This is a genomic window from Streptomyces sp. SCL15-4, from assembly GCF_033366695.1.
Classification (GTDB): Bacteria; Actinomycetota; Actinomycetes; order Streptomycetales; family Streptomycetaceae; genus Streptomyces.
Map to the genome: position 1 here is coordinate 5,272,859 of NZ_JAOBTQ010000001.1, position 22,861 is coordinate 5,295,719.

At 70.7% G+C, this 22,861-nt stretch carries 18 protein-coding genes, 1 tRNA gene, 1 pseudogene and 1 riboswitch; of the genes and pseudogenes, 13 read left to right on the top strand and 7 right to left on the bottom strand.

Going from position 1 to position 22,861, the window contains the following annotated elements:
- The first annotated feature begins 1,183 nt into the window (after positions 1-1,183).
- A complete protein-coding gene (locus tag SCK26_RS23605; RefSeq protein ID WP_412080863.1) occupies positions 1,184-3,997 on the top strand; it encodes a transglycosylase domain-containing protein in 2,814 nt (937 codons plus the stop codon).
- Positions 3,998-4,016: 19 nt separating this feature from the next.
- Here SCK26_RS23605 and sugE read toward each other — a convergent pair whose 3' ends face one another.
- From sugE to SCK26_RS23620, 3 genes are all read right to left on the bottom strand, one after another.
- Positions 4,017-4,337 carry a quaternary ammonium compound efflux SMR transporter SugE gene (gene sugE / locus SCK26_RS23610; RefSeq protein WP_030610391.1) on the bottom strand — a complete coding sequence of 107 codons (321 nt, stop codon included), beginning with the start codon at positions 4,335-4,337 and terminating at the stop codon, positions 4,017-4,019.
- 35 nt (positions 4,338-4,372) lie between these two features.
- Positions 4,373-4,443, bottom strand: a riboswitch (guanidine-III (ykkC-III) riboswitch).
- 49 nt (positions 4,444-4,492) lie between these two features.
- Positions 4,493-4,852: a GroES family chaperonin gene (locus tag SCK26_RS23615; protein WP_014672972.1), complete on the bottom strand. Its 360-nt coding sequence runs from the start codon at positions 4,850-4,852 to the stop codon at positions 4,493-4,495.
- Positions 4,853-4,875: 23 nt separating this feature from the next.
- On the bottom strand, positions 4,876-5,205 hold the full coding sequence (locus SCK26_RS23620; RefSeq protein ID WP_318203316.1) for a DUF3618 domain-containing protein: 330 nt from the start codon (positions 5,203-5,205) through the stop codon (positions 4,876-4,878).
- Positions 5,206-5,307: 102 nt separating this feature from the next.
- Between SCK26_RS23620 and bcp the strand changes: the two genes are divergently transcribed.
- Both bcp and SCK26_RS23630 read left to right on the top strand, forming a co-directional pair.
- Positions 5,308-5,775: a thioredoxin-dependent thiol peroxidase gene (gene bcp, locus SCK26_RS23625; RefSeq protein ID WP_318203317.1), complete on the top strand. Its 468-nt coding sequence runs from the start codon at positions 5,308-5,310 to the stop codon at positions 5,773-5,775.
- 46 nt (positions 5,776-5,821) lie between these two features.
- Positions 5,822-5,908: transfer RNA gene (locus SCK26_RS23630), tRNA-Leu, on the top strand.
- 4 nt (positions 5,909-5,912) lie between these two features.
- Here the strand turns inward: SCK26_RS23630 and rdgB are convergent.
- Together rdgB and SCK26_RS23640 are read right to left on the bottom strand one after the other, a co-directional pair.
- The gene (rdgB, locus tag SCK26_RS23635) at positions 5,913-6,515 is read right to left on the bottom strand and encodes an RdgB/HAM1 family non-canonical purine NTP pyrophosphatase (protein WP_318203318.1); all 603 of its coding nucleotides are present in this window, start codon (positions 6,513-6,515) and stop codon (positions 5,913-5,915) included.
- A gap of 26 nt (positions 6,516-6,541) precedes the next feature.
- Positions 6,542-7,906: an SGNH/GDSL hydrolase family protein gene (locus SCK26_RS23640; RefSeq protein WP_318203319.1), complete on the bottom strand. Its 1,365-nt coding sequence runs from the start codon at positions 7,904-7,906 to the stop codon at positions 6,542-6,544.
- A 193-nt stretch (positions 7,907-8,099) separates the two neighbouring features.
- Between SCK26_RS23640 and SCK26_RS23645 the strand changes: the two genes are divergently transcribed.
- Positions 8,100-9,413, top strand: a complete 1,314-nt coding sequence (locus SCK26_RS23645; protein ID WP_318203320.1) for a DUF445 domain-containing protein — start codon at positions 8,100-8,102, stop codon at positions 9,411-9,413.
- 61 nt (positions 9,414-9,474) lie between these two features.
- Positions 9,475-11,028, top strand: a complete 1,554-nt coding sequence (locus tag SCK26_RS23650; RefSeq protein ID WP_318203321.1) for an MFS transporter — start codon at positions 9,475-9,477, stop codon at positions 11,026-11,028.
- Positions 11,029-11,031: 3 nt separating this feature from the next.
- On the opposite strand, the gene SCK26_RS23655 is transcribed toward SCK26_RS23650, so the two are convergent.
- On the bottom strand, positions 11,032-11,544 hold the full coding sequence (locus SCK26_RS23655; protein ID WP_318203322.1) for a hypothetical protein: 513 nt from the start codon (positions 11,542-11,544) through the stop codon (positions 11,032-11,034).
- A gap of 153 nt (positions 11,545-11,697) precedes the next feature.
- Between SCK26_RS23655 and SCK26_RS23660 the strand changes: the two genes are divergently transcribed.
- Complete coding sequence (locus SCK26_RS23660) at positions 11,698-12,654, top strand: GlxA family transcriptional regulator (protein ID WP_318203323.1); 957 nt, start codon at positions 11,698-11,700, stop codon at positions 12,652-12,654.
- A gap of 66 nt (positions 12,655-12,720) precedes the next feature.
- Here the strand turns inward: SCK26_RS23660 and SCK26_RS23665 are convergent, their stop codons facing one another.
- Positions 12,721-13,023 (bottom strand): hypothetical protein, encoded by a 303-nt coding sequence (locus SCK26_RS23665; protein WP_318203324.1) that lies wholly within the window; start codon positions 13,021-13,023, stop codon positions 12,721-12,723.
- A 195-nt stretch (positions 13,024-13,218) separates the two neighbouring features.
- Between SCK26_RS23665 and SCK26_RS23670 the strand changes: the two are divergent.
- The 7 genes and pseudogenes from SCK26_RS23670 to SCK26_RS23700 all read left to right on the top strand — a co-directional run bounded on the left by SCK26_RS23670 (position 13,219) and on the right by SCK26_RS23700 (position 22,850).
- A pseudogene (locus SCK26_RS23670) lies at positions 13,219-13,646 on the top strand (Hsp20/alpha crystallin family protein).
- A gap of 471 nt (positions 13,647-14,117) precedes the next feature.
- Complete coding sequence (locus SCK26_RS23675) at positions 14,118-14,603, top strand: DUF2267 domain-containing protein (protein ID WP_318203325.1); 486 nt, start codon at positions 14,118-14,120, stop codon at positions 14,601-14,603.
- Positions 14,604-14,832: 229 nt separating this feature from the next.
- Positions 14,833-16,359 carry an ATP-binding protein gene (locus SCK26_RS23680; RefSeq protein ID WP_318203326.1) on the top strand — a complete coding sequence of 509 codons (1,527 nt, stop codon included), beginning with the start codon at positions 14,833-14,835 and terminating at the stop codon, positions 16,357-16,359.
- Complete coding sequence (locus SCK26_RS23685; protein WP_318203327.1) at positions 16,359-17,387, top strand: PD-(D/E)XK motif protein; 1,029 nt, start codon at positions 16,359-16,361, stop codon at positions 17,385-17,387. Before SCK26_RS23680 ends, SCK26_RS23685 begins: the two co-directional genes overlap by 1 nt.
- A gap of 37 nt (positions 17,388-17,424) precedes the next feature.
- A complete protein-coding gene (locus tag SCK26_RS23690) occupies positions 17,425-20,403 on the top strand; it encodes a Z1 domain-containing protein (protein ID WP_318203328.1) in 2,979 nt (992 codons plus the stop codon).
- A gap of 124 nt (positions 20,404-20,527) precedes the next feature.
- The gene (locus tag SCK26_RS23695) at positions 20,528-21,565 is read left to right on the top strand and encodes a DNA cytosine methyltransferase (protein WP_318203329.1); all 1,038 of its coding nucleotides are present in this window, start codon (positions 20,528-20,530) and stop codon (positions 21,563-21,565) included.
- A gap of 64 nt (positions 21,566-21,629) precedes the next feature.
- The gene (locus SCK26_RS23700; RefSeq protein WP_318203330.1) at positions 21,630-22,850 is read left to right on the top strand and encodes a DNA cytosine methyltransferase; all 1,221 of its coding nucleotides are present in this window, start codon (positions 21,630-21,632) and stop codon (positions 22,848-22,850) included.
- Positions 22,851-22,861: the final 11 nt, after the last annotated feature.

Below are 22,861 nucleotides of genomic sequence, written 5' to 3' on the forward strand. Positions count from 1 at the left end.
GTCTTCAGCAGGGGGAGCGCAGAAGCGTACGAGGCGTACGGGAACGTACGACGCGAAACAGGAGTCCGTGCACGACATGAGCGACGAGCCGCAGCCGCAGCAGCCGAACGAAGGCGTGGCACCGGGAAAGCCGCTGCCGGCTGAAGGGCCCGGGAAGCCGGGGGGCCGCGAGGAGAAGGCCACCGAACACCGCACCACCCGCCCGGGACGCCCTGCCGCGACCCAGGGACCCGCGAGCACGCGGGACCCCGGGACCACCGAGGACACCGGGAACCGGCGAGCCGACCGGGCCGGGGGCGTCCGGGGTGCCGGGGGTGCCGACGGTGTCGGGGGTGTCCGGGGTGCCGGCGACCGGGCCGAGGGTGCCCGGAGGGGTCCGGGCGCGCTGAACCGCGACGCGGACCGGGCCGGCGGGGCCGGCGTCGACCGTTCCGCCGCGAGCCGGTCCGGCCTCGGTCGTCCCGAGGCGGGTCGGTCGGACTCGGGTCGGTCGGGTGTCGGCCGGTCCGGCTCCGGTGAGGAGGATGCCGGCCGGCCGGGCCTTGGCCGTCCCGATGCCGGTCACGTCGGCCGTGCCGTTTCCGAGTCGGGTCGTTCCGACGCAGGCCGGTCGGACTCGGGTCGTTTCGGCTCGGGTCGGTCGGATGCGGGTCGTTCCGAGGCAGGTCGGTCCGACGTGGGCCGTTTCGACGCGGGTCGGTCGGACTCGGGCCGTTCCGACGCAGGACGGCCGGACTCGGGGCGTTCCGGGGCGGGCCGGCCGGACTCGGGGCCGGGTGGTTCCGGGCAGGAGCGCTTCGGGCGGTCGGGTCTCGGCTCTTCCGGTGCCGGCCGCGCCGACCGTGCGCCTTCCGACCCGGACCGGTCCGGCTCCGGTCAGGAGCGCGTCGGCCGGTCGGGGGCGGTGGCCGGTGACGGCTCCGGGGCGGCGGGTGTGCCGCCGCAGCAGCGGACGGCGTCCGTGGCGCGCGCCCGGCAGGCCGCGCAGGGCGCGCGAACCGACAAGGGGGGCGCGGGCTCCGCCGACGGGGCCGAGCACGCCTCGTCGCCCGAGAGCACCCAGATACTGCGGCGCGTCACCCCGCCCAGGTCCGCCGAGGGCCCCGCGTCCACGGAGCGGCCCGGCGGGAAGGCGGGCCCCGGCCCGGCGGCCGGTGCCGGTCAGGCGCCCGAGACCACCCAGGTGCTCCGCCGGGTCGGCGCGTCCGGTCCGAAGACCCCGGCCTCCTCCCCGGCGGAGCCCGGCCCCGCCGACGCCAAGCGTCCCGCCCGGACCCCCGGCGCCCGGGCCTCCGACCCCGCCGGTCCCGCATCCGCCGGTGCCGGTGCCCACGGCGGCGCCCGGCCCGCCGGCCCCGCGGCCGGCACGACGAGCACCACCGGCACCTCCTCCCCGGCCGCCGCGCGCGCCGCCCGCGCCGCCCGCGCGACAGGCACCGCCGGTGCGGCCGGTGCCGTAAGCGCGTCCGCGGCCGGTGCTCCCGGCCCGCAGGCCCGCGGCCCCGAGGCCACCCGGGCCGTACCCGGCCCCCGTGCCGAGTCCGCGTCCCCCGCCGTGGGCGCCCCCGGTGGTCCCGAGGCCGGGACCACCGCCCTCGCGCCCGGCGACGGCGACGGTGACGCGCCCACGGGCAAGAAGGCGAAGAAGAAGGGCAAGCGGCCCAAGCGGACCGGCTGGCGGCGGCTCGTGCCGACCTGGCGCATGGTGCTCGGCACCTGCTTCGTCGGCGTGCTGCTGGTCATCGGCGTGTTCTTCGTCGGCTACTCCCTGGTGAACATCCCGCCGGCCAACGCGTTCGCGACCAAGCAGAGCAACGTCTACCTGTACGCCGACGGCTCCCAGCTGGCCCGCGACGGCGAGGTCAACCGCGAGAACGTCTCCCTCGCGCACGTCTCCAAGGCCGCCCAGCACGCCATCCTCGCCGCCGAGGACCGCGACTTCTACTCCGAGTCCGCCGTAGACCCCAAGGCGATGCTCCGCGCCGCCTGGAACACCGCGACCGGCAAGGGCAAGCAGTCCGGCTCGACGATCACCCAGCAGTACGTGAAGAACTACTACCTGGCCCAGGAGCAGACGGTCACCCGCAAGGCCAAGGAGTTCTTCATCTCGATCAAGCTCGACCAGAACAAGTCCAAGGACGAGATCCTGGAGGGCTACCTCAACACCAGCTACTTCGGTCGCAACGCCTACGGCATCCAGGCCGCCGCCCAGGCCTACTACGGCCGCGACGCCGAGGACCTCGACCCGGCCCGCGCCGCCTACCTCGCCGCGCTCGTCAACGCGCCGAGCGAGTACGACGTCGTGGCCCACCCGGAGAACCGGAAGGCGGCAGTCGCCCGCTGGAACTACGTCCTGGACGGCATGGTCAAGAAGGGCTGGCTGAAGCAGTCCGAGCGCACCGGCATGAAGTTCGCCATGCCGAAGGAGCAGACGGTCTCCACCGGCATGTCCGGCCAGCGCGGCTACCTCGTCGAGGCGGTCAACCAGTACCTGACCAGCAACAACATCATCGACACCGACCATCTGGAGGCCGGTGGCTACCGCATCACCACCACCATCCGGAAGGACCGGCAGGACGCCTTCGTCAAGGCGGTCGACGACCAGCTGATGAGCAAGCTGGACAAGAAGAACCGCAAGGCCGACACCTACGTCCGGGCCGGCGGCGCCTCCGTCGACCCCAAGACCGGTGAGGTCGTCGCGCTGTACGGCGGCATCGACTACGTGAAGCAGTACACCAACGGCGCGACCCGCGGTGACTTCCAGGTCGGTTCGACGTTCAAGCCGTTCGTGTTCACCTCCGCCGTGGAGAACGGGTCGACCACCCAGGACGGCCGGGCCATCACCCCGAACACGGTCTACGACGGCACCAACCAGCGCCCGGTCCAGGGCTGGAGCGGCGGTGCCTACGCGCCCGAGAACGAGGACCAGCGGTCGTACGGCCCGATCACCGTCCGCAAGGCCACCGACCTGTCGGTGAACTCGGTGTACGCGCAGATGGCCACCGACGTCGGCCCCGCCAAGGTCAAGCAGACCGCGGTCGACCTCGGCGTCCCCGCCGACACCCCGGACCTCTACCCGTCCCCGTCCATCGCGCTCGGCACCGCCACCGCCAGCGTCCTGGAGATGACGGAGGCCTACGCCACGCTCGCCAACCACGGCAAGCACGGCACGTACACCCTGGTGGAAGAGGTCACCAAGGACGGCCGGGACGAGATCAGGCTGCCCGGGCAGAAGGTGAAGCAGGCCGTCAGCCGGGAGGCCGCCGACACCACCACCTCGGTGCTGCGGAGCGTGGTCGAGAGCGGCACCGCCACCGCCGCGCAGGCCGCGGGCCGGCCGGCGGCGGGCAAGACCGGTACCGCCGAGAGCGACACCGCCGCCTGGTTCGCCGGCTACACCCCCGACCTGGCCACGGTGGTCGCGGTCATGGGCCAGGACCCGGTGACGGCCAAGCACCAGCCGCTGTACGGCGCGCTCGGCCAGGCCCGTATGAACGGCGGCGGCCCGCCCACCGAGATCTGGGCGCAGTACACGCGGGACGCGCTGAAGGGCAAGCCGGCCAAGGACTTCGACCTGCGGCTCCAGCAGGGCGCCGACCAGATCCAGGAGCCCCCGGCCACCGGCACGCCGGAGCCCGGCACGGACGCCGGCCAGGACGACGGCACCGCCACCACCGACGGCGGCCAGGACACCGGCGGCCCGACCGCCACCCCCACCGACGGCGCCACCACCGGCACGACCGGCGGCGGGACCACGACGACGGGCGGCGGAGCACCCGCGACCGGCGGCACGACCACGGGCGGTACGCCCACCACCGGCGGGCCCACGACGACCGGCGGCGGAGCGACCACGGACGGCGGCGGCACCGCCACCACCGGCGGCGGCGCACCCGGCGGCGGCACGGCCACCGGAGGCGGCACGCCGGGCGGGGGCACCGCCGCGGGCGGCACCACGGCCACGGACGGGGGCGCCGGGGGTGGCCCCGGCGGTCTCTGACCCGGCGGGCCCCGGCGCCTCAGTGGCCGCTGGTCGCCTTCAGGCCCACCACGGCGACCAGCAGCAGGCACACGAAGAAGATCCGGGCGGCGGTGACCGGCTCACCGAGCACCACCATGCCGAGCACCGCCGCCCCGGCCGCGCCGATGCCCACCCACACGCCGTAGGCGGTACCGATGGGCAGGGACTTCGCGGCGTAGGACAGCAGCACCATGCTGGCGACGATGCCGGCGCCGGTGAACAGGCTCGGGACGAGGCGGGTGAAACCCTCGCTGTACTTCATCCCGATCGACCAGGCGACTTCCAGCAGACCGGCGACGACGAGCAGGATCCAGGCCATGACGGCACCTCCGAGACGCGGTGACTCTTCTTGGGGGTGCGTCGTCTTTGCCTTCGACCCGGTACGGCGCGTCTCGTCGGGTTCCTTCCAACGTAGCAAGGGCACGGCAAAGAGGGCCGGTGACGATGGTCACCGGCCCTCTTCGTCCACGCGTGCTACAGATACAGCCCCGTGGAGTCCTCCGAGCCCTCGAACCGGTCCGCGGCGACGGCGTGCAGGTCGCGCTCGCGCATCAGCACGTACGCCACGCCCCGCACCTCCACCTCCGCCCGGTCCTCCGGATCGAACAGGACCCGGTCGCCGGGCTCCACGGTCCGTACGTTCTGGCCGACGGCGACGACCTCGGCCCAGGCCAGCCGCCGCCCGACCGCCGCGGTGGCGGGAATCAGGATGCCGCCCCCCGACCGCCGCTCGCCCTCACCGGTCTCCTGCCGCACGAGAACCCGGTCGTGCAGCATCCGGATGGGCAGCTTGTCGTGGTGGGGAGTGCTGTGCTCGTTTCTGTTGGCGCTCACGCGTCGAACCTACCTGTTCCCGGTCAGTCCCTGCGCCGCCGGGCCCCCAGGGCGAGCAGCCCCACGACCCCCACGACGACCATCGCCACGGGCACGACCCGCTCCAGCCGGGGCGCCCCCTCCTCGTCCGTGAACCGCGCCCGTACCTCGCTCACGACGCGGTTGACCTGAACGTACGCCCGCCCGACCGTGTGGTCGACGTTCGCGACGACCTTCGCCTTCGCGTCCCCGACGATGGTCCTGGGATGCACGCGCACCCCGATCTCGTCGAGTGTCTCGGCCAGCACTTCGCGGCGGCGCCTGATGTCCGCCTCGATCTGCGCCGGGGTTCTGGTGTCCGACGTGTCCGCCACCGTACGGCCTCCGAAGTCTGCCGAAGTCTGCTGCTGCTTTCCGAACAGTCTGTCAGCTCATGGCCGCACCGCACCGCAAGGGCCCCCGGTTACGCTAGTCCGATGAGCGAGCGACTCCAGCCCGGGGACGTTGCCCCCGCCTTCACCCTCCCCGACGCCGACGGCAACGAGGTGTCCCTTTCGGACCACAAGGGCCGCAAGGTCATCGTCTACTTCTACCCGGCCGCCCTGACGCCCGGCTGCACCAAGCAGGCCTGCGACTTCACCGACAACCTGGAGGTCCTGGCCTCCGCCGGCTACGACGTCATCGGCGTCTCGCCGGACAAGCCGGAGAAACTCGCGAAGTTCCGCGAGCAGGAATCCCTGAAGGTCACCCTGCTGGCCGACCCGGACAAGCGGGTGCTGGAGGCGTACGGCGCCTTCGGTGAGAAGAAGCTCTACGGCAAGACGGTCGTCGGCGTCATCCGCTCCACGGTGGTCGTGGACGAGGACGGCAAGGTCGAACGGGCCTTGTACAACGTCAAGGCGACCGGCCACGTAGCCAAGATCATCAAGGATCTGGGCATCTGACGTCCGAGGGCGCTGCCCGGCCGCTAGCATGGCCGGGCAGCACCGGGCGGCCGTGGTGGAATTGGCAGTCACGCTGGGTTTAGGTCCCAGTGGGGTAACTCCCGTGAGGGTTCGAGTCCCTCCGGCCGCACCAGAGATCAGCCGAGCAGTTCCCGGACCACGGGGACGAGGGCGCGGAACGCCTTGCCGCGGTGGCTGATCGCGTTCTTCTCCTCGGGGCTCAGCTCGGCGCAGGTCCGCGTCTCGCCCTCCGGCTGGAGGAGCGGGTCGTAGCCGAAGCCGTTCGTGCCGGCCGGGGCGTGCCGCAGCGTGCCGCGCAGCCGTCCCTCCACCACCCGCTCGGTGCCGTCCGGCAGTGCCAGGGCCGCCGCGCAGGCGAAGTGGGCCGCGCGGTGCTCCTCGGCGATGTCGGACAGCTGGGCGAGCAGCAGCTCCAGGTTGGCCTGGTCGTCGCCGTGCCGGCCGGCCCAGCGGGCGGAGAAGATGCCGGGCGCGCCGCCCAGGACGTCCACGCACAGCCCCGAGTCGTCGGCGACGGCCGGCAGACCGGTGGCCCGGGCGAGGGCGTGCGCCTTGAGCAGGGCGTTCTCGGCGAAGGTGACGCCGGTCTCCTTCACGTCGGGGACCTCGGGAAAGGCGTCGGCGCCGACCAGTTCGTGCGGCAGTCCGGCCTCGGCGAGGATCGCCCTCAGCTCGGTGATCTTTCCGGCGTTGCGGGTGGCGAGGATCAAGCGGGTCATGCCCGACAGTATTCCTCCCCGCGTGGTCACAGCCGCGCCTGCCCCGCGCCCTCCAGTGTCCGCAGGTCGAAGACCTCGGCCATGGTGCGGTAGCCCAGGTCGCTGGGGTGCAGATGGTCGCCGGAGTCGTACTCGGCGCGCAGCCGGCGCGGGTCGTAGGGGTCGCTCAGCGCCCGGTCGAAGTCCACGACGGCGTCGTAGACCCCGCCCGCGCGGATCCGCGCGTTGACCTCCCGCCGCACGGCCTCCCGGGCCGGGGTCCAGCCGCGGTGGCCGCGGAAGGGCATCAGGGTGGCGCCGACGGTCTTCAGCCCGCGGGCGTGCGCCCGGCGGACCAGGGTGCGCAGACCGCCGACGATCCGGTCGGGGTCGGCGAGCCGGCGGTTGCGCAGGATGTCGTTGACGCCGAGGTCGACGACGACGACCTCGGCGCCCGGGCGGGACAGCGCGTCGCGGTCGAAGCGGCCGAGACCGCTCTGGTTCTCGGCGGGCCGGCCGGGGCCGTCGGCGAGGACCTGGTTGCCGCTGATGCCCTCGTTCACGACGCTGTAGCGGGGCAGCGGCTCGCCGTCCGCCAGGGCCGCGCGCAGCCGGCCGGCGAGGATGTCGGGCCAGCGGTGGTCGGCGCCGGTGGTGGAGGTGATGCCGTCGGTTATGGAGTCGCCGAAGGCGACGACGGTCCCGGCGGCCTCCGAGCCGGCGACGTCGAGTGCCGTGAGGTAGCGCCAGGACGTGGTCGTGCCGGTGTACGGCCTGCCGGTGGTGTCCTCGGTGCGGTCGCCGCGGGCCGTGTACGACACCTGCCGGGCGTGCCGGTGGTAGGTGACCGGTCCGGACGGGTCGGGGGAGTAGGTGGTGACCAGCACGTCGGCGCCGGGCGGCAGTGTGACGCGCACGGCGTCGCTGACCACCTGGCCGCCGGCGGGCACGACCACTTGGGTGCCGCCGCCGAAGGTGAGCCGCCGCATCGTCTCGGCGTCGGCCGCCGCGGTGCCGTCGCCCGCGGCCAGGGCGAGCGAGGCGTGGGTCAGGACGAGGTCCGACCGGCCGTAGAGATTGGACAGCGTCACCCGGGCACTCGTACCGCCGGCGCTGGTGTGCACCACGTTGCGGACCGAGTGGCCCGCCAGACCGGCCGCCCGGGTGCCGGGCTCCGCGCCGACCGGGGCGGCGGCCCAGGCGCCGACCCAGGTGCCGGTGGAGGCGGGAGCGGCGTGGGAGCCGCCGTGCGGGCGGCCGTCGGCGAAGGCGTCCCGGCCGGTGCCGGGGTCGGCGGCGACGGTGGCGTAGATGCCGGCGGACAGGGCCACGACCAGCGCGACGAGCGCGCTGAGAACGGCACGGAGTTTCGCGGGAGACGCCCCCGCGACCCCGTCATGACGCTCGGTCACTCTTGTGTTGTTCTCCTCGGGAAGGGAGCCCGAGGCTCCGGTCCTGCTGAGCCCATGATGCGTCACGGGCCGGGGAAGCCTGACAGGACCCTGCCACCGCTCCCGTGGAACAGACGCCGGGAACTCCCGTTCTGTTCCGGGAGCCGGACAGGAAGGGACAATTGTGGGCGGGATCACCGAACGGGTGGAGCTGATGGAACCTACCGAGACGAGCACGGCGGAGCGGGCGGCGTCGTACCGCACCATGACGGCGTTCACCCCGGCCGACGAGGAGCGCCGGCGCGGGGTGCGGCGCATGAAGCTCACGGCGACGGGCATGCTGCTGTTCGTCGCGGTGGTCTACGTCCTGGCCAAGGTCGCCCAGAACGCGGGCGCCGGGACCTGGGCCGGCTATGTGGCGGCGGCGGCCGAGGCCGGCATGGTGGGTGCGCTCGCCGACTGGTTCGCGGTCACCGCCCTGTTCCGGCACCCCCTCGGGCTGCCCATCCCGCACACCGCGATCATCCCCACCAAGAAGGACCAGCTCGGCGTCTCGCTGGGCGAGTTCGTCGGGGAGAACTTCCTCTCTGAGGACGTCGTGCGGCAGCGGCTGCGCGCGGTCGGCATCGGCAGCCGGCTCGGCGCCTGGCTGGCCGAGCCCGAGCACGCCGACCGGGTGACCGCCGAACTGGCCACCGCCCTGCGCGGCGCCCTGACCGTGCTGCGCGACTCGGACGTGCAGGCGGTCGTCGGCGAGGCGGTCACCCGGCGGGCCGACGCCCAGGAGATCGCGCCCGGCATCGGCAAGACGCTGGAGAAGGTCGTCGCCGACGGCGGGCACCGGCGGGTGGTGGACCTGGTGGTCTCCCGCGCCCACGACTGGCTGGAGCTGCACCGGGCCGACGTGATGGTGGCCGTGGAGGGCGGCGCGCCCGGCTGGACCCCGCGGTTCGTGGACCGCAAGGTCGGCGAGCGGGTCTACAAGGAGCTGCTGCGGTTCGTCACCGAGATGCGGGACATGCCCACACACCCGGCGCGCGGCGCGCTGGACCGTTTCCTCACCGACTTCGCCTCCGACCTCCAGTCCGACACCGACACCCGGGCGCGGGTGGAGCGGCTCAAGAGCGAGGTGCTCGGCCGCGGCGAGGTGCAGGACCTGATCACGTCCGCCTGGACGGCCGTACGGTCGATGATCGTGACCGCGGCGGAGGACGAGCGCAGCGAGCTGCGCCGGCGGGTGCGGTCCGCGCTGCTGTCCCTGGGCACGCGGATGGCCACCGAGGCGAAGATGCAGGACAAGGTGGACGCCTGGGTGGAGGGCGCGGCGGTACACGTCGTGACGACCTACCGCAAGGAGATCACCTCCTTGATCACGGACACCGTGGCGGGCTGGGACGCCGAGCACACCACCCGCAAGATCGAGGCCCACATCGGCCGTGACCTGCAATTCATCCGGATCAACGGCACGGTGGTGGGCTCCCTCGCGGGGTTGCTGATCTACGCGCTCTCGCGCGGCCTGGGGGCCTGACCGGACTGTTCCGGCGCGGGCCGGGCACCCGGTTCTCCGTCCTTCGAGGAGGAGGGGTCAGATGAGCGAAGCGGAGACGCCGCCGATGGGGACCGGCCGGACGATCACCACGAACATCCCCGCCCGGCTGGACCGGCTGCCCTGGTCCCGCTGGCACTGGACCGTCGTGATCGGGCTGGGCACCGTATGGATCCTGGACGGCCTGGAGGTCACGGTCGTCGGCAACATCGCCAGCCGGCTGTCGGAGTCCGGCAGCGGCCTGGCGATCTCCTCCGGGCAGGTCACCGGCGTCGCCGCCGCGCTCTACGTCGCGGGCGCCTGTGTCGGAGCGCTGTTCTGGGGCCGCCTGACCGACCGGTTCGGCCGCCGGAACCTCTTCATGATCACCCTGGTGGTGTACCTGGCCGCGACGGCCCTGACCTCGGTCTCCTGGGAAGCCTGGTGGTTCTTCCTGTTCCGCTTCCTGACCGGCTTCGGCATCGGCGGCGAGTACGCGGCGATCAACTCCGCGATCGACGAGCTGATCCCGGCGGCCTACCGCGGCCGGGTCGACCTGATCATCAACGGCAGCTTCTGGCTCGGCGCGGTCGGCGGTTCGCTGCTGTCGATCGTCGCGCTGGACACCGACCTGCTGGCCGCGAACGTCGGCTGGCGGCTGACCTTCGCCCTCGGCGCCGTCCTCGCGCTCGTCATCCTCCTGGTACGACGGCACGTCCCGGAAAGCCCGCGCTGGCTGCTGATCCACGGCCGGGACCGGGAGGCCGAGGAGATCGTCTCCGGCATCGAACGCCGGGTGGAGGCCGAGCGCGGCGAACGGCTGGCCGAGCCCGAGGGCGAACTGGAGATCCACCAGCGCAAGAGCGTCTCCTTCCTGGAGATCGCCCGCACGGTATTCGGCCGCTACCGCAGGCGCGCGGTCCTCGGCTTCTCCCTCTTCATCGGCCAGGCGTTCCTGTACAACGCCATCACCTTCGGCTTCGGCGCCATCCTGACCAAGTTCTACGACGTGCCCTCCGACCGCACCGGCTACTACTTCGCGGTGATCGCGGCCGGCAACTTCTGCGGCCCGCTGCTGCTCGGCAAGCTCTTCGACACGGTCGGCCGGCGCGTGATGATCTCCTCGACCTATCTGCTGTCGGGCCTGCTGCTGTTCGGCACGGCCTGGCTGTTCGACCGGGGCGCGCTGAACGCGGTGGGGCTGACCGCCTGCTGGTGCGCGGTGCTGTTCTTCGCCTCGGCGGGCGCCTCCAGCGCCTATCTGACGGTGTCGGAGATCTTCCCGATGGAGACCCGCGCCATGTCCATCGCCTTCTTCTACGCCCTCGGCACCGCGGCCGGCGGCATCAGCGGCCCGCTCCTCTTCGCCGACCTCACGGGCACCGGCCGGGTCGGCGACACCGTCCTGGCCTTCTGCATCGGCGCCGCGCTGATGTGCGCGGCCGGCCTGGTCGCCGTGTTCCTGGCGGTACGGGCCGAAGGCCGCTCCCTGGAGGACATCGCCCGCCCGCTGACGGCGGTGGCGAGCCGGGCCAAGGCGGCGGCGCGGCCGTCCGGGGGCACGCCGGGTGCGCGCGGCAGCGGTCCCGCGGCACCGCCGGCGGCGAGCAGGCCGTGAGCGTCAGGCGCCGGTGGTGGAGCCCGGCCGGACGATCATCAGGACGGTGACGGCGGCCCACAGCAGGTTGAAGACGCCGGTGGCCATGGCGAGGCGGGCGGCGGTGGCGGAGCGGGTGCCGCCGCCGTCGGCTTCGAGCAGCGCGGCCTGGGCCGGGAGGATCACCGCGGCCAGGACGAGCGCGGCGAGGACGGTCAGCGCGATGGACACGATCAGCCAGGCACTGCCGAGCACACCCATGCGGCTCGCGGTGGCGAAGCCGAAGACGGGGACGACGACGCCGACGACGGCGTAGACCCGGCATATCCGGTGCAGCAGGTGCAGGCTCGCGGTGGCGTCGGTCCCGCTGCCGTCGTCGGTGCCGCTGGTGGTGCCGGTGCCGGTGCCGATTCCGATGCCGTCGGCGGCGGCGGGGACCCGGCGGGCGGCGGGCGGGAACATGCTGGCGGCGACGGCGACGGGCCCGATGGCGAGGATCGCGGCGATGACGTGCACGGCGAGGAGGAACTTGGTCACGGGCCGACGCTAGGACGCGCGGTGATCACGCAGAAGTGGCAGGACTGCCACCTGCCGACGGATTCCCGCCAGCGGTGCGGAAGGCCGCCCGGACCGTCTCTTCCCTCCTTGAACGGCCTTGGCGGGAACCGGTCGACCGACTAGGTTCCTGCCATGCACACCGTGGCCGTACTGGCGCTGGACGGCGTCATCCCGTTCGACCTGTCCGCTCCCATCGACACCTTCGGCTGGGCCCGGCTGCCCGACGGCCGGGAGCCGTACCGGGTGCGGGTGTGCTCGGTACGGGAGGAGGTCGCCTCGGGCGCCTTCACGGTCCGGGCGCCCTACGGCCTCAAGGCGCTCGCGGAGGCCGACACGATCATGCTGCCGGGGGTCGCGGACCCGCCGGAGACGCTGCCGCCCGGGGTCGCGGAGGCGCTGCGCGCGGCGGCGGCGAACGGCACCAGGATCGCGTCGGTGTGCGTGGGCGCGTTCCTCCTCGCGGCGACGGGCCTGCTCGACGGGTTGCGCGCGACGACCCACTGGGCCGCGGCCGGTGACCTGGCGGCGCGGTACCCGCGGGTGACCGTCGACCCGAACGTGCTCTACGTCGACAACGGCCAGTTCCTGACGTCGGCCGGCGCGGCCTCGGCCCTGGACATGTGCCTGCACATGATCCGCAGGGACTTCGGCTCGGCGGTCGCCGCGCACGCGGCCCGGATGTCGGTGATGCCGCTGGAACGGGAGGGCGGGCAGGCGCAGTTCATCGTCCACGACCTGCCTCCGGCACCGGCCGGCGCCACCCTGGAGCCGCTGCTGCTCTGGCTGCAGGACCACTGCGACCGCGATCTGTCGCTGGAGGAGATCGCGGCGAAGGCCGGCATGAGCACCCGTACCCTCAACCGCCGCTTCCGCGACCAGACCGGGACGACACCGCTGCAGTGGCTGCACCGGGCGCGGGTGCGGCGGGCCCAGCACCTGCTGGAGACGACGGACCACCCCGTGGAACGCATCGCGTCCCAGACGGGGTTCGGCTCTCCGACGGCCTTCAGGGAACGCTTCCGGAGGGTGGCGGGGACGAGCCCGCAGGGCTACCGGAAGGCGTTCCGGGCGCGGGAGAAGGTGTCGTAGCCGCTGTTGCTGTTGCTGTTGCTGTTGCTGTTGCTGTCGGTGTCGGTGTCGGTGTCGGTGTGGCCGTCAGGCCTTGCGGTCGGCGACGGCCCAGGAGGCGGCGGCGACGGCACCGGCGACACCGAGGACGGACGGCCAGGCGCCGACCTTCTTGGCGAGCGGGTGGGAGCCGGCGAAGGCGGCGACGTAGGCGGCGGTCAGCGCACCCGCGGCCTTCCCGCCGGCCCGCGCGCGCCACTGCTGCGCGGCGGCGGCCCCGGCGACGGCCAGCACGGCCCCGCCCAGCTGCCGCTTCTTGGTCCAACGGGCGACGCCGTAGCCGCCGACGAGCCCGGTGGCGGCGACGAGCGCGCTGGGAACCCTGGCCATGAGTGCCTCCTGGTAAACCCTCGTTGATCCCTGGTGCTGCCATCTGCTGCTGATCACTGGTACCTGTCCCGAGGTTAACGCGCAGGTCGGAGGGGGGAACGAACCTGAGTCGAGGCTTGTCAAGTTTCCAGCGGAGAGTTATATAAGAAGCCGAAGGGCATCGCACACAGCGCCTGAAGAGAGGAGTGACCTGTGATGCTCATGCGCACGGACCCGTTCCGCGAACTCGACCGGCTCGCGCAGCAGGTGCTCGGCACGAACGCCGTGGGCCCGGCCGCGATGCCGATGGACGCCTACCGGTCCGGGGACGAGTTCCTGGTCCACTTCGACCTGCCCGGCATCGACCCCGGGACGATCGAACTGGACGTCGAGCGCAACGTCCTCAACGTCCGCGCCGAACGACGCGGCCCCGCTCCCGAGGACGCGGAGATCCTGGTCGCCGAGCGGCCGACGGGCACGTTCACCCGCCAGCTGTTCCTGGGCGACACGCTCGACACGGACCGCATCGACGCCTCGTACGAGGCCGGCGTCCTTACCTTGCGCATCCCGGTGGCGAACAGGCCAAGCCCCGCCGCATCCGCATCACCGACGGAGGACCGGGCCGCAGGCAGATCAGCGGCTGAACCAGGCGGCCCGGCCACCGGCCACCGCCGACGAGGACGCGCCTCCGGTCCCGGAACGGAGCCCGGGAATCGCCTCCGGGTCCGGAGGAGCCCCGGGCCGCGGCCCCGGGCCCGGAGCGGGACCCGGGACGCGCCCTCTCCGGACTCAGAGCGGGACCCGGGACGCGCTCCTCGACCCGGAGCGGAGCCCGGGAGGTGCCCCCGGGTCCGGAGGGACTCGGGACGTGCCCCGGGCTCGGAGCGGGGCCCGGGACGCGCCCTCCCCGGACTGGAAACGGACCCCGGGCCGCGTCCGACGGCAGGAGCGCGAGCGGCACCGGCCGTCCGCACACACCACACCCGCATCACGCCACTCACACACTCATGCAGCACCACCGGCCGCACTTTGGCCGAACTCCCGCTCATGCCCACCGCGTTACGGGGTACCGGGATTCCGGTGCCCCGAAGTGTCCCGGAGGAGGAGCCACCACGATGACCGTGACGACCCCGCAGCCCAGAACCACCATCCCCGCCCCGGCCCCGTCCGTACGCCCCCGCACCCGCGACGCGGCCGAGGACACCGGCTGGCTGGAACTGACCGAGGCGGTACGCGAGGCGGGCCAGTACCCGACGAGGACGGAGGCGGAACGCATCACCCGCATCGTCCTGTCGGCCCTGGGCGGCTACGTCACCGGCGACGAACGCGTGGCCCTGGCTCAGGCCCTCCCCCAGGAGGCGGGCCGGATCATCGCCTCCCAGATCCCGGCGACCCACCCCCTGACGGCCCGCGAGTTCGTCGACTCGGTCGCCACCCGCATAGAGGGCGCGACCCCGGCCACGGCCCGCTGGGACGTCAGCTCGGTCCTGAGCACCCTCTCCACCCACGTGGGCGAACCCCTGACCACCCGAGTCCTGTCCCAACTCCCACCGGGCTACGCGCTTCTGTTCGGGCGGGCGGATCTGGCCGCAGCGGCTTAATCCCGAGCCATCCGGGCGCCGCGCAGCACACATGCGGCGCCCGGTTCGCAGAGCGACGACCTCTTCCGGCTTCGCAGGCAAGTGCCGCAAAGCACCGGTGAGCCTGATGCGGCATGGCGTCTCTCTGGGCGCGGAGTTCCCGCCGACGGTCGACTACGGTCGTCTCCTCGTCGCATGATGACGATGTCCGGCTTACGGGCAAGCGGGCACTCATGCGATAAGGCAGGTCATGGTCAGCGAGTGGCAGTTCGAAGTCCCCACGGCCGGCACCAAGCGGCTGCCACCCGACGGGCGCTACATGGAAGCGCTCAGCAGCCAGGGCTACGGCTTCGAAGCCGCCATCGCCGACTTGGTGGACAACTCCATCGACGCGGGCGCGGCGAACGTCGTCATCCACTTCCTGCGTGACGGTGACCAACTGGTCAGCCTGGTACTCGTCGACGACGGCAAGGGGATGAGCGAAGACGAGCTGGACGTGGCCATGACGGTGGGCGGTCGTCGTGGTTACGCCAAGGGATCGCTCGGCATGTTCGGTACCGGTCTGAAGTCCGCGTCGCTCAGCCACGCCGAATCGGTGACGGTGGTGAGTCGCACCAAGCGCACCCGCCCCGTCGGTCGGCGCTGGCTGATGGAGCACGCCAAGAAGAGCTTCGAGTGCGACATCATCGATCCCGACTTCGCCCAGGACTTCGTCGACTTCTACCAGGGACGACCGATCGGATTCCAGGGGACGATCGTCCGATGGGACGGTGTCAAGGACTTCCCCAAGCACGGCGGCGGAGGCCAGACCGACCGTTACCTCCATCGCACGGTCAACAAGTTGGGTCTGCACCTGGGACTGTATCTGCATCGATTCCTTGCCCGGGGCGATTTCCACATCACCATCTCCGTCCAAGACGTTCGGACGGGCATCGAATATGCCAACTACGGTGTCGAGTCGCTGGATCCCTTCGGCTATCCGATGTCGGCAGACATCGGCTACCCGAGCACATTCGTCGTCGAAACGGCTTCCCTCGGCCCCATCGACCTGCGCGCCCATATCTGGCCGCCGCGTTCCTCTCTTGACGAATACAAGGCCTTCGGCGCGGTCGTCGAGCGGGAGGGGTTCTACTTCTACCGCAACGACCGGCTCGTGCAGGCCGGCGGTTGGAACAACTACCGCCAGCCGGAGCAGCACCTAGCCCTTGCCCGAGTGGCGGTGGACCTGCCGGACGATCCCGAAGGGGAAGTCTTCCGGCTGACTGTGAAGAAGGAAGGAGTGCAGGCCTCTCCCGAGTTCACGGCCGCGCTCGACAACGCCAAGGACGATCAAGGGCGTACGTTCGCCGGATACCTCGGGGATGCCGAGCGGGTCTATCGGGAAGCGCGGAAACGGGCCGGTGTCGCACGTAAGGCCGCCGTGCCGCCGGGGCGGGGCATGGATCCACAGGTGCGCCAGGTTATCGAGGAGGAACTGCCCTTGCTCCCCGAGACGCCGTTGCAGTTCCGCTGGCAGAAGCTCCCCAACGACAGGTTTTTCGAGATCGACCAGGAAGCCCAGGTCCTCCTGCTCAACCAGCACTACCGGGCCGCACTGCTCGGTGGCCGCAGCGGTACACTCAACGACGCCCCGGTGGTCAAGGCTCTGATGTACCTACTGATGCAGGATGCCTTTCAGCGTGAACGGCTGGGGAGCCGACTCAAGGACAACATCGAACTCTGGCAGTCCGTTCTCGTCGCCGCCGCACGCACGGAACTGGATCGGGTGGCCGACTGATGGACAGCCGAAGAGGCGAAGTCGAAGACTTTCCAAACGAAACCGACTCCGCCGCGACGCCCTCCACGGTCGAACTGCCCTGGACAACGGTCGAGCACTATCTGGGACGCGGCTTGGGAGCCAGCTACCGACTCTCGGCCGCCGACGAGCCCTTGGTCTCCTACGAGATCGCGGCCGCGGGACGCGGTATCGCCCTGCACGTCGAACTCACGGGACGCCATCATGCTCCAAGCTCACCGCTGGCGGCTGTCCGAATCGACCGGGTCCTCCACGGCGGCCGGCGCCTGGCGCGCGTCACGACCTCGGAACCCGAGCTGCTCCGTGACTTCCACGACCTTCTGCTGGCCGTGGCGGATCGTATCGTCGTCGACGGGCAGGGTCTGGCGAGGGCCTTCGACGAGACGGTGCACGGCTGGAGCGCGCTCCTCGGAAGGCCCCGTGGTCTGTCGAGGGAAAGACGTCTCGGACTCCACGGTGAACTTGCCGTCCTGGCGAGGACGGCCGGAACCATCGGATGGCAGGCGGCACTCGACGCCTGGGTGGGCCCGACCGGTGAGGAGCACGACTTCGCCCTCGAATCGGCGGACCTGGAGGTCAAGACGACCGCCGCGGAGCGCCGTAGACACACCATCCACGGTCTCGGGCAGCTCACGGAGACAACCGGACGGCCACTCTGGTTCGCGTCGTTGCGCCTGACTCGAGGCGGTGCCGGCGGGCGCACCCTCGCGGACTCGGTGAAAGCGGTGCGCGACGCGGCCGCAGCCGAGAACATCGCCTTGGGTCGGCGCCTGGACGGACTGCTGAATGCCGTGGGTTGGGACGCCGAACAGCCGGACGACGAGCGTTGGACACCGCGCGACAGTCCCCTGCTGATCCGGGCGACCGGCATGCCTCGTCTCACGGCGGAAAACCTGCCAGAAGGCGCGGTCGAACGCATCGACACGGTGAACTACGTGGTGGACGTCACGGGATTGTCGTCCGACGGGCAACCGCCGCCTCTCGACCTTTCCGATCTGCCGCTTCCCTGACCGACTCCCGGCGCTTGCCGGCCCCCAGAGGAAACACATGACCAGCAGCCCTGCCGATGCCCTCCTCCTGCGAGTGCTCGATGCCGCCCTCGCGGACATGCGTACCAGCCGCCCCAAAAATCTCGAGCGCGCACTCGGCTACCAGGCGGAGAGCATCTCTCCGGAAGCCGAGGACCTGGCACGTGAGGACATCGTGCGCGCGGCACTGGAAAGATCTCGTCCGACGGACCCGCTGGTCGAGGCGTGGCGCAGGAAACTGACCGACTGGGATTTCCTGCCGGACGCCCCGTGGTCCCACAGCCCGGAGCGGACCCAGCAGCGCCGAGACGATGTCTACGGTCTGCTCGCCTTGTCCGAGCAGACGCGCAAGCTGCTGGACGGCCTCGTCCCTGTGTCTCGGGTCGACGCTCCAGTGGTCATCAGCGACGAGTTCGTCCCGTGGTACGCGCCGCAGTCGATGCAGGGGCGTTCCTGGTATTGGCCGGCCTACCGTTCCTACCTGGAGAGGAAGGGATGGGGGCCCGAGGCCGTGGCCGGACTCGACGTCGCCACCGATTCGGTGGTCGAACGGCTGGCCGACCCGACGCAGCCTACCGCCTATCAGTCGAAGGGGCTGGTCGTCGGCTATGTCCAGTCCGGCAAGACCGCGAACTTCGCCGGGGTGATCGCCAAGGCGGTCGACGCCGGCTACCGCCTGGTCATCGTCCTCGGCGGCACCCTCAACATGCTCCGGGCACAGACTCAACGGCGTCTCGACATGGAGTTGGTCGGGCGCGAGAACATCCTGCGCGGAGCGAGCGAGTACGAATCCGACTACGCCAACGATCCGGCCTGGATCCAGGGCAGGTTCACCAGCTTCGGCGATCTGCCGTCGACTCGAGGCGGGTTCGATATCGTACGGCTCACCACACGGGACGACGACTACAAGAGCCTGTTGCAGGGAATCACGGCGCTGGAATTCGAGAAGCAGGAGCCGGCGCTGCCGCTCTACGATCCACGCAACCTGCACCGGTCGTCGGCGCGCCTCATGGTCGTCAAGAAGCACAAGACGGTCCTGGGTAAGCTCGTGAAGGATCTGAAGAAGATCAAAACGCCGCTCTCCGAGATTCCCGTCCTGATCATCGACGACGAGTCCGACGAGGCGTCGGTCAACACCTCCAACCTCACGAAGCCCGACGCGGAACGCAGCGCCATCAACCTGAAGATCTCGGAACTGCTGCATTTGCTGCCGCGTGCCCAGTATGTCGGATACACGGCCACCCCATATGCCAACGTGTTCGTAGACCCCAGCGACGCCGAGGACATCTTCCCCAAGGACTTCATCGTCTCCCTGCCGCGCCCCGAGGGATACATGGGCGCCCGTGACTTCCACGACCTCGACTCCGAGATCCCGGAGGACGAGCGCGACTTCGCCAACTCGAACGAACTCGCTCACGTGCGCAACATCACCGTGCACGACGAGAGCGGCGATGACGACTTCTGTCTGCAGCAGGCCATGGACATGTTTGTCCTCACGGCTGCCATGAAGCTGTATCGAGAGGACAAGGGAGGACTGGGAGATCGCTACTTCCAGCATCACACGATGCTGATCCACGAATCCGTACGCACCGATGTGCACCGCGAACTCCTGGGCAGGGCAACCGAGATGTGGTGGAACGCGGGGTATATGGGGGAGGCCGGTCGCCTGCGTTTGCGAGAACTCTTCGAGAAGGATCTCGCTCCCGTGTCGGCCGTACGCGCGGACGGTCATGCCGTCCCGCCCTCCTACGAGGCGCTGGCTCCGTATGTGGGACCGGCCGTCGCCCGGATCGGTGGCGACGACCGTCCGATCATCGTCGTCAACGGCGACAAGGACATCGAGACCGGTGAGGCGGACTTCGACAAGCGCTCCATCTGGAAGATTCTCATCGGCGGTCAGAAGCTCGCCCGTGGATTCACCGTCGAAGGACTCACCGTCTCCTACTTCCGTCGCCGTGCGGGCAATGCGTCCACCCTCATGCAGATGGGGCGTTGGTTCGGTTTCCGCGACGGCTACCGGGACCTGGTGCGCCTCTTCCTCGGCCGGGCGGAAACCGTGGGGACCAAGGAGATCGACCTCTACGCCGGCTTCGAGGCGATCTGTCTCGACGAGGAGAACTTCCGCAAGGAATTGAAGCAGTACGCGCAGATGATCGACGGCAAGCCACAGGTCACCCCCGACCAGGTGCCTCCGCTCGTTTCGCAGCATCTGCCCTGGCTCAAGCCGACCAGCCCGAACAAGATGTACAACGCCCGCCTGGTCGAGCTGCGGTCCCCCGGACAGTGGCAGGAGCCCACGGCCTACCCGACCCGGGCGGCCGATCTGCGGCACAACGCGCACCTTTGGCTCCCGGTCCTCGAGTCGTTGTCCACCACGGCCGCGTCGTTCGCCTATCACTTCCCGCCCGAGCCCCACCGCGACGCCGTCACCCACCGGTTCGACGCGTTCGTCGGGACGCTCACACCCGGAGAGTTCCTCGATCTGGTTCGCCAGGTGCGCTGGGAGGCTCCCTCGCAGTTCGCGCCCCATCTCGCGTATCTGTCCGAGATCAACGAGGCTGACTCGTCGGACATCGACGACTGGCTCGTGCTCGCACCGCAGCACGCGAAGCGCGGACAACGCCTGTTGCTCGGCGCCGGCAATCGCTCGTACGCCTGGTTCGGGCGCGAGCGTCGACGGGGTCCGCTCTTCGGCGCCCTGAGCGAGCCCAAGCACCGCGCGGTGCCGCTGCGCATCGCGGGCGGCCTCGCCGACTCGGGGGACCGGAGCACCGAGGCTTTGGTCGCTCCTCGTAGGGGCGTCGTCGTGGTGTATCCGGTGGTGGAGCCGAAGCACCGGGCCGACATCGACGAGGACGGTCGGCTCGCGCCCGAGAAGGTCACCATGGCCTTCTCCTTCGTAGCGCCCGCGTCGGCCCGACGCACCGACGGTCGCGTACTGCGCTTCACGACGATCGACTCGGGCAAGGAAGGACAGGCGATCATCGACGCCCCGTGAACGAAAGACTCCGCGGCACGTCCGGTCGGCCAGTACCCTTGATCAAGGGGTTTTTGGCCGGCCGGCCGGGTCGGCGTGGCCTCGAACGGCCTCCGTTCGAGGACGACGGGAGGACGAGGGCAGCGTGATCGGGGGAGAGGTGCCGCCCGCCGCGGCGCACGGTGACGGAGCTTCGTCGACTCGTCTCACCTCGCTGGAGGTCTGTGCCGGGGCCGGTGGGCTCGCGCGCGGCCTGGAAGAGGCGGGGTTCGACCCGGTGCTGCTGCTCGACAATCGGCCGATCGCCTGCGAGACGCTGCGTACCAATCGGCCCCACTGGGACGTCCGGGAGGTCGATCTCGCCGACTTCGACCCCGTGGACGAGCAGCAGGTATACGACGTCCACCTGCTCTCCGGGGGCCTGCCCCGGGTGAAGTCGCCCGCGGCGGCGAATCGCACCAGAGGAGACGACGCGGAACTCGCGGTACTCATGGCCGCCGTCGACCTGGTCTACGGCGTGCAACCGCGGGCGGTTCTGCTCGAGAATGTGCCCGATCTGGCAAGAAAGGTCGAATACCAGCCGATTAGGGAGTTCGTCGGCGAGGAACTGGATCACCTTGGCTACCGCTTTCGGTGGCACGTGCTCGACGCCAAGGACTACGGGGTGCCACAACACCGCGAGGTCGGCTTCCTCGTCGCCTTCAAGGACGACCTGATCGACCGATTCGAGTGGCCCACGCCACATCCGGGACCGATCCCTACGGTGGGGGAGACGCTGCGCGACTCCATGGGAGCCCGCGGATGGCCCGATGCCGACAAGTGGGCCGACCATGCCGGTGTGCCGGCGCCCACCATCGTCGGCGGCTCTTGGGATCGTGGCGGAGCGGATCTCGGGCCGACCGGCGCCAAGCGCAAGTGGGCGCTGATGGGGGTTGACGGGGCGACCGTCGCCGACGAGGTGCCGGATGCCGATTTTGTCTGGAATCCGGCAGTCGGTCGCAACGGACTCGTCCCGCTCACCGTCGAGCAAGCGGCTCTGCTGCAGGGCTTTCCGCCGGAGTGGCGCATCGCCGGACGGAAGACCGTGCGCTACAGGCAAGTGGGCAATGCCACACCCCCTCCGCTCGCGCGGGCGGTGGGCGAGGCCATCGCCTCTGCTCTGCGCTCCGAAGCCGGGTCCTGACGCCCTTGGGACGGTTGGTGAAGGTGGAGTCGGGCGGGTCGCGCGGCCGATAGACTTTCCCACCATGACCAGCGCACCGCCCGAAGAGGCCCGAGGAAGGCCGTTCCAGATCGTCGATCTCTTCGCGGGGCCCGGTGGGCTGGATCTTGCGGCCGACGTCCTGGGTATTCCGTCGATCGGCATCGAATGGGACGACGACGCCGTGGCCACCCGTCTGGCCGCCGGACTGCCGACGGTCCACGGAGACGTCCGGCTTTTCGGGCCCGATCACCGGGACTTCAAGGCATGCAACGTGTTGGCGGGGGGCCCCCCGTGCCAGACGTTCTCCATCGCCGGAAGCGGCTCGGGTCGCAAAGCGCTCGAAGACGTCACGAAGTTCATCCACCGCATGCACGACTGGTACGAGCGTGAGAAGGCGGGCCGCAAAGGGGAGACCTGGGAGGACATCCAGCGAGAGCTGGAAAAACTCGACGACGAACGCACCGGGTTGGTCCTCCAGCCGCTTCGATGGGTCTTCGAGGCGATGCTTCGTCCGCGTCACGGTGGGACGGAACCCCGGCCCTTCGACGTGATCGTGCTGGAACAGGTTCCCGCGGTCATCGCGGTGTGGCACGAGTACGAGAAGGTGCTGAAAGCCGTGGGGTACCACACCACGGCGAAGGTCTTTCATACCGAACAGTACGGGGTGCCGCAGACGCGTCGTCGTGCCGTGCTCGTCGCTCGGCGTACCGAGTTCCCCAAGCACTTCGTGCCGCCGACGCACCAGCAGTACCGCAAGGGTGTCGTGCCCACCGAGACGCTCTTCGGGCCGCGCGAGTCCTGGGTTTCGATGGAGAGGGCCCTTGAGGAGGTCTACGCGCGCGGCATTGTGGAGAAGGAGGCGCAACGCACCGAGCCGTTCTGTGTCGTCTCCAATTACGGCAGTGGTGGCGATCCCAAGGCACGAGGTCGGCGCGAATCCGACGAACCATCCGCAACGATCACCGGCAAGTGGAAGCGGAACCGGATCGTGAGCCGCGGCGAGCCGGAAAGAGAGCTGAGCCGCCTGAGCAACGAGGAAGCCGGCGTGTTCCAGAGCTTCCCCTATCGGTATCCGTGGCGGGGCAACGACCAGGCTCAGCAGATCGGCAACGCGGTGCCGCCGCGATTCGGGGTGCACGTGTTGAGCGCGGCCCTCGATCTGGGCATTCCGGGCGACGACGTATGGGAACAGCTGCTGCGATGGCCCGCGGAATCGTGGGAACAGGCCACGCCTGACGATGTCGAAGTCGAAGCCCAGGCTTAGGCCGCCACTCG

What these genes read in the sequence shown, in the direction of transcription:
- sugE (WP_030610391.1), bottom strand. Translation starts at nt 4,337, where the DNA reads ATGGCCTGGATCCTGCTCGTCGTCGCCGGTCTGCTGGAAGTCGCCTGG.
- bcp (WP_318203317.1), top strand. Translation starts at nt 5,308, where the DNA reads ATGAGCGAGCGACTCCAGCCCGGGGACGTTGCCCCCGCCTTCACCCTC.
- rdgB (WP_318203318.1), bottom strand. Translation starts at nt 6,515, where the DNA reads ATGACCCGCTTGATCCTCGCCACCCGCAACGCCGGAAAGATCACCGAG.
- SCK26_RS23645 (WP_318203320.1), top strand. Translation starts at nt 8,100, where the DNA reads ATGGAACCTACCGAGACGAGCACGGCGGAGCGGGCGGCGTCGTACCGC.
- SCK26_RS23650 (WP_318203321.1), top strand. Translation starts at nt 9,475, where the DNA reads ATGAGCGAAGCGGAGACGCCGCCGATGGGGACCGGCCGGACGATCACC.
- SCK26_RS23660 (WP_318203323.1), top strand. Translation starts at nt 11,698, where the DNA reads ATGCACACCGTGGCCGTACTGGCGCTGGACGGCGTCATCCCGTTCGAC.
- SCK26_RS23665 (WP_318203324.1), bottom strand. Translation starts at nt 13,023, where the DNA reads ATGGCCAGGGTTCCCAGCGCGCTCGTCGCCGCCACCGGGCTCGTCGGC.
- SCK26_RS23675 (WP_318203325.1), top strand. Translation starts at nt 14,118, where the DNA reads ATGACCGTGACGACCCCGCAGCCCAGAACCACCATCCCCGCCCCGGCC.
- SCK26_RS23680 (WP_318203326.1), top strand. Translation starts at nt 14,833, where the DNA reads ATGGTCAGCGAGTGGCAGTTCGAAGTCCCCACGGCCGGCACCAAGCGG.
- SCK26_RS23685 (WP_318203327.1), top strand. Translation starts at nt 16,359, where the DNA reads ATGGACAGCCGAAGAGGCGAAGTCGAAGACTTTCCAAACGAAACCGAC.
- SCK26_RS23690 (WP_318203328.1), top strand. Translation starts at nt 17,425, where the DNA reads ATGACCAGCAGCCCTGCCGATGCCCTCCTCCTGCGAGTGCTCGATGCC.
- SCK26_RS23700 (WP_318203330.1), top strand. Translation starts at nt 21,630, where the DNA reads ATGACCAGCGCACCGCCCGAAGAGGCCCGAGGAAGGCCGTTCCAGATC.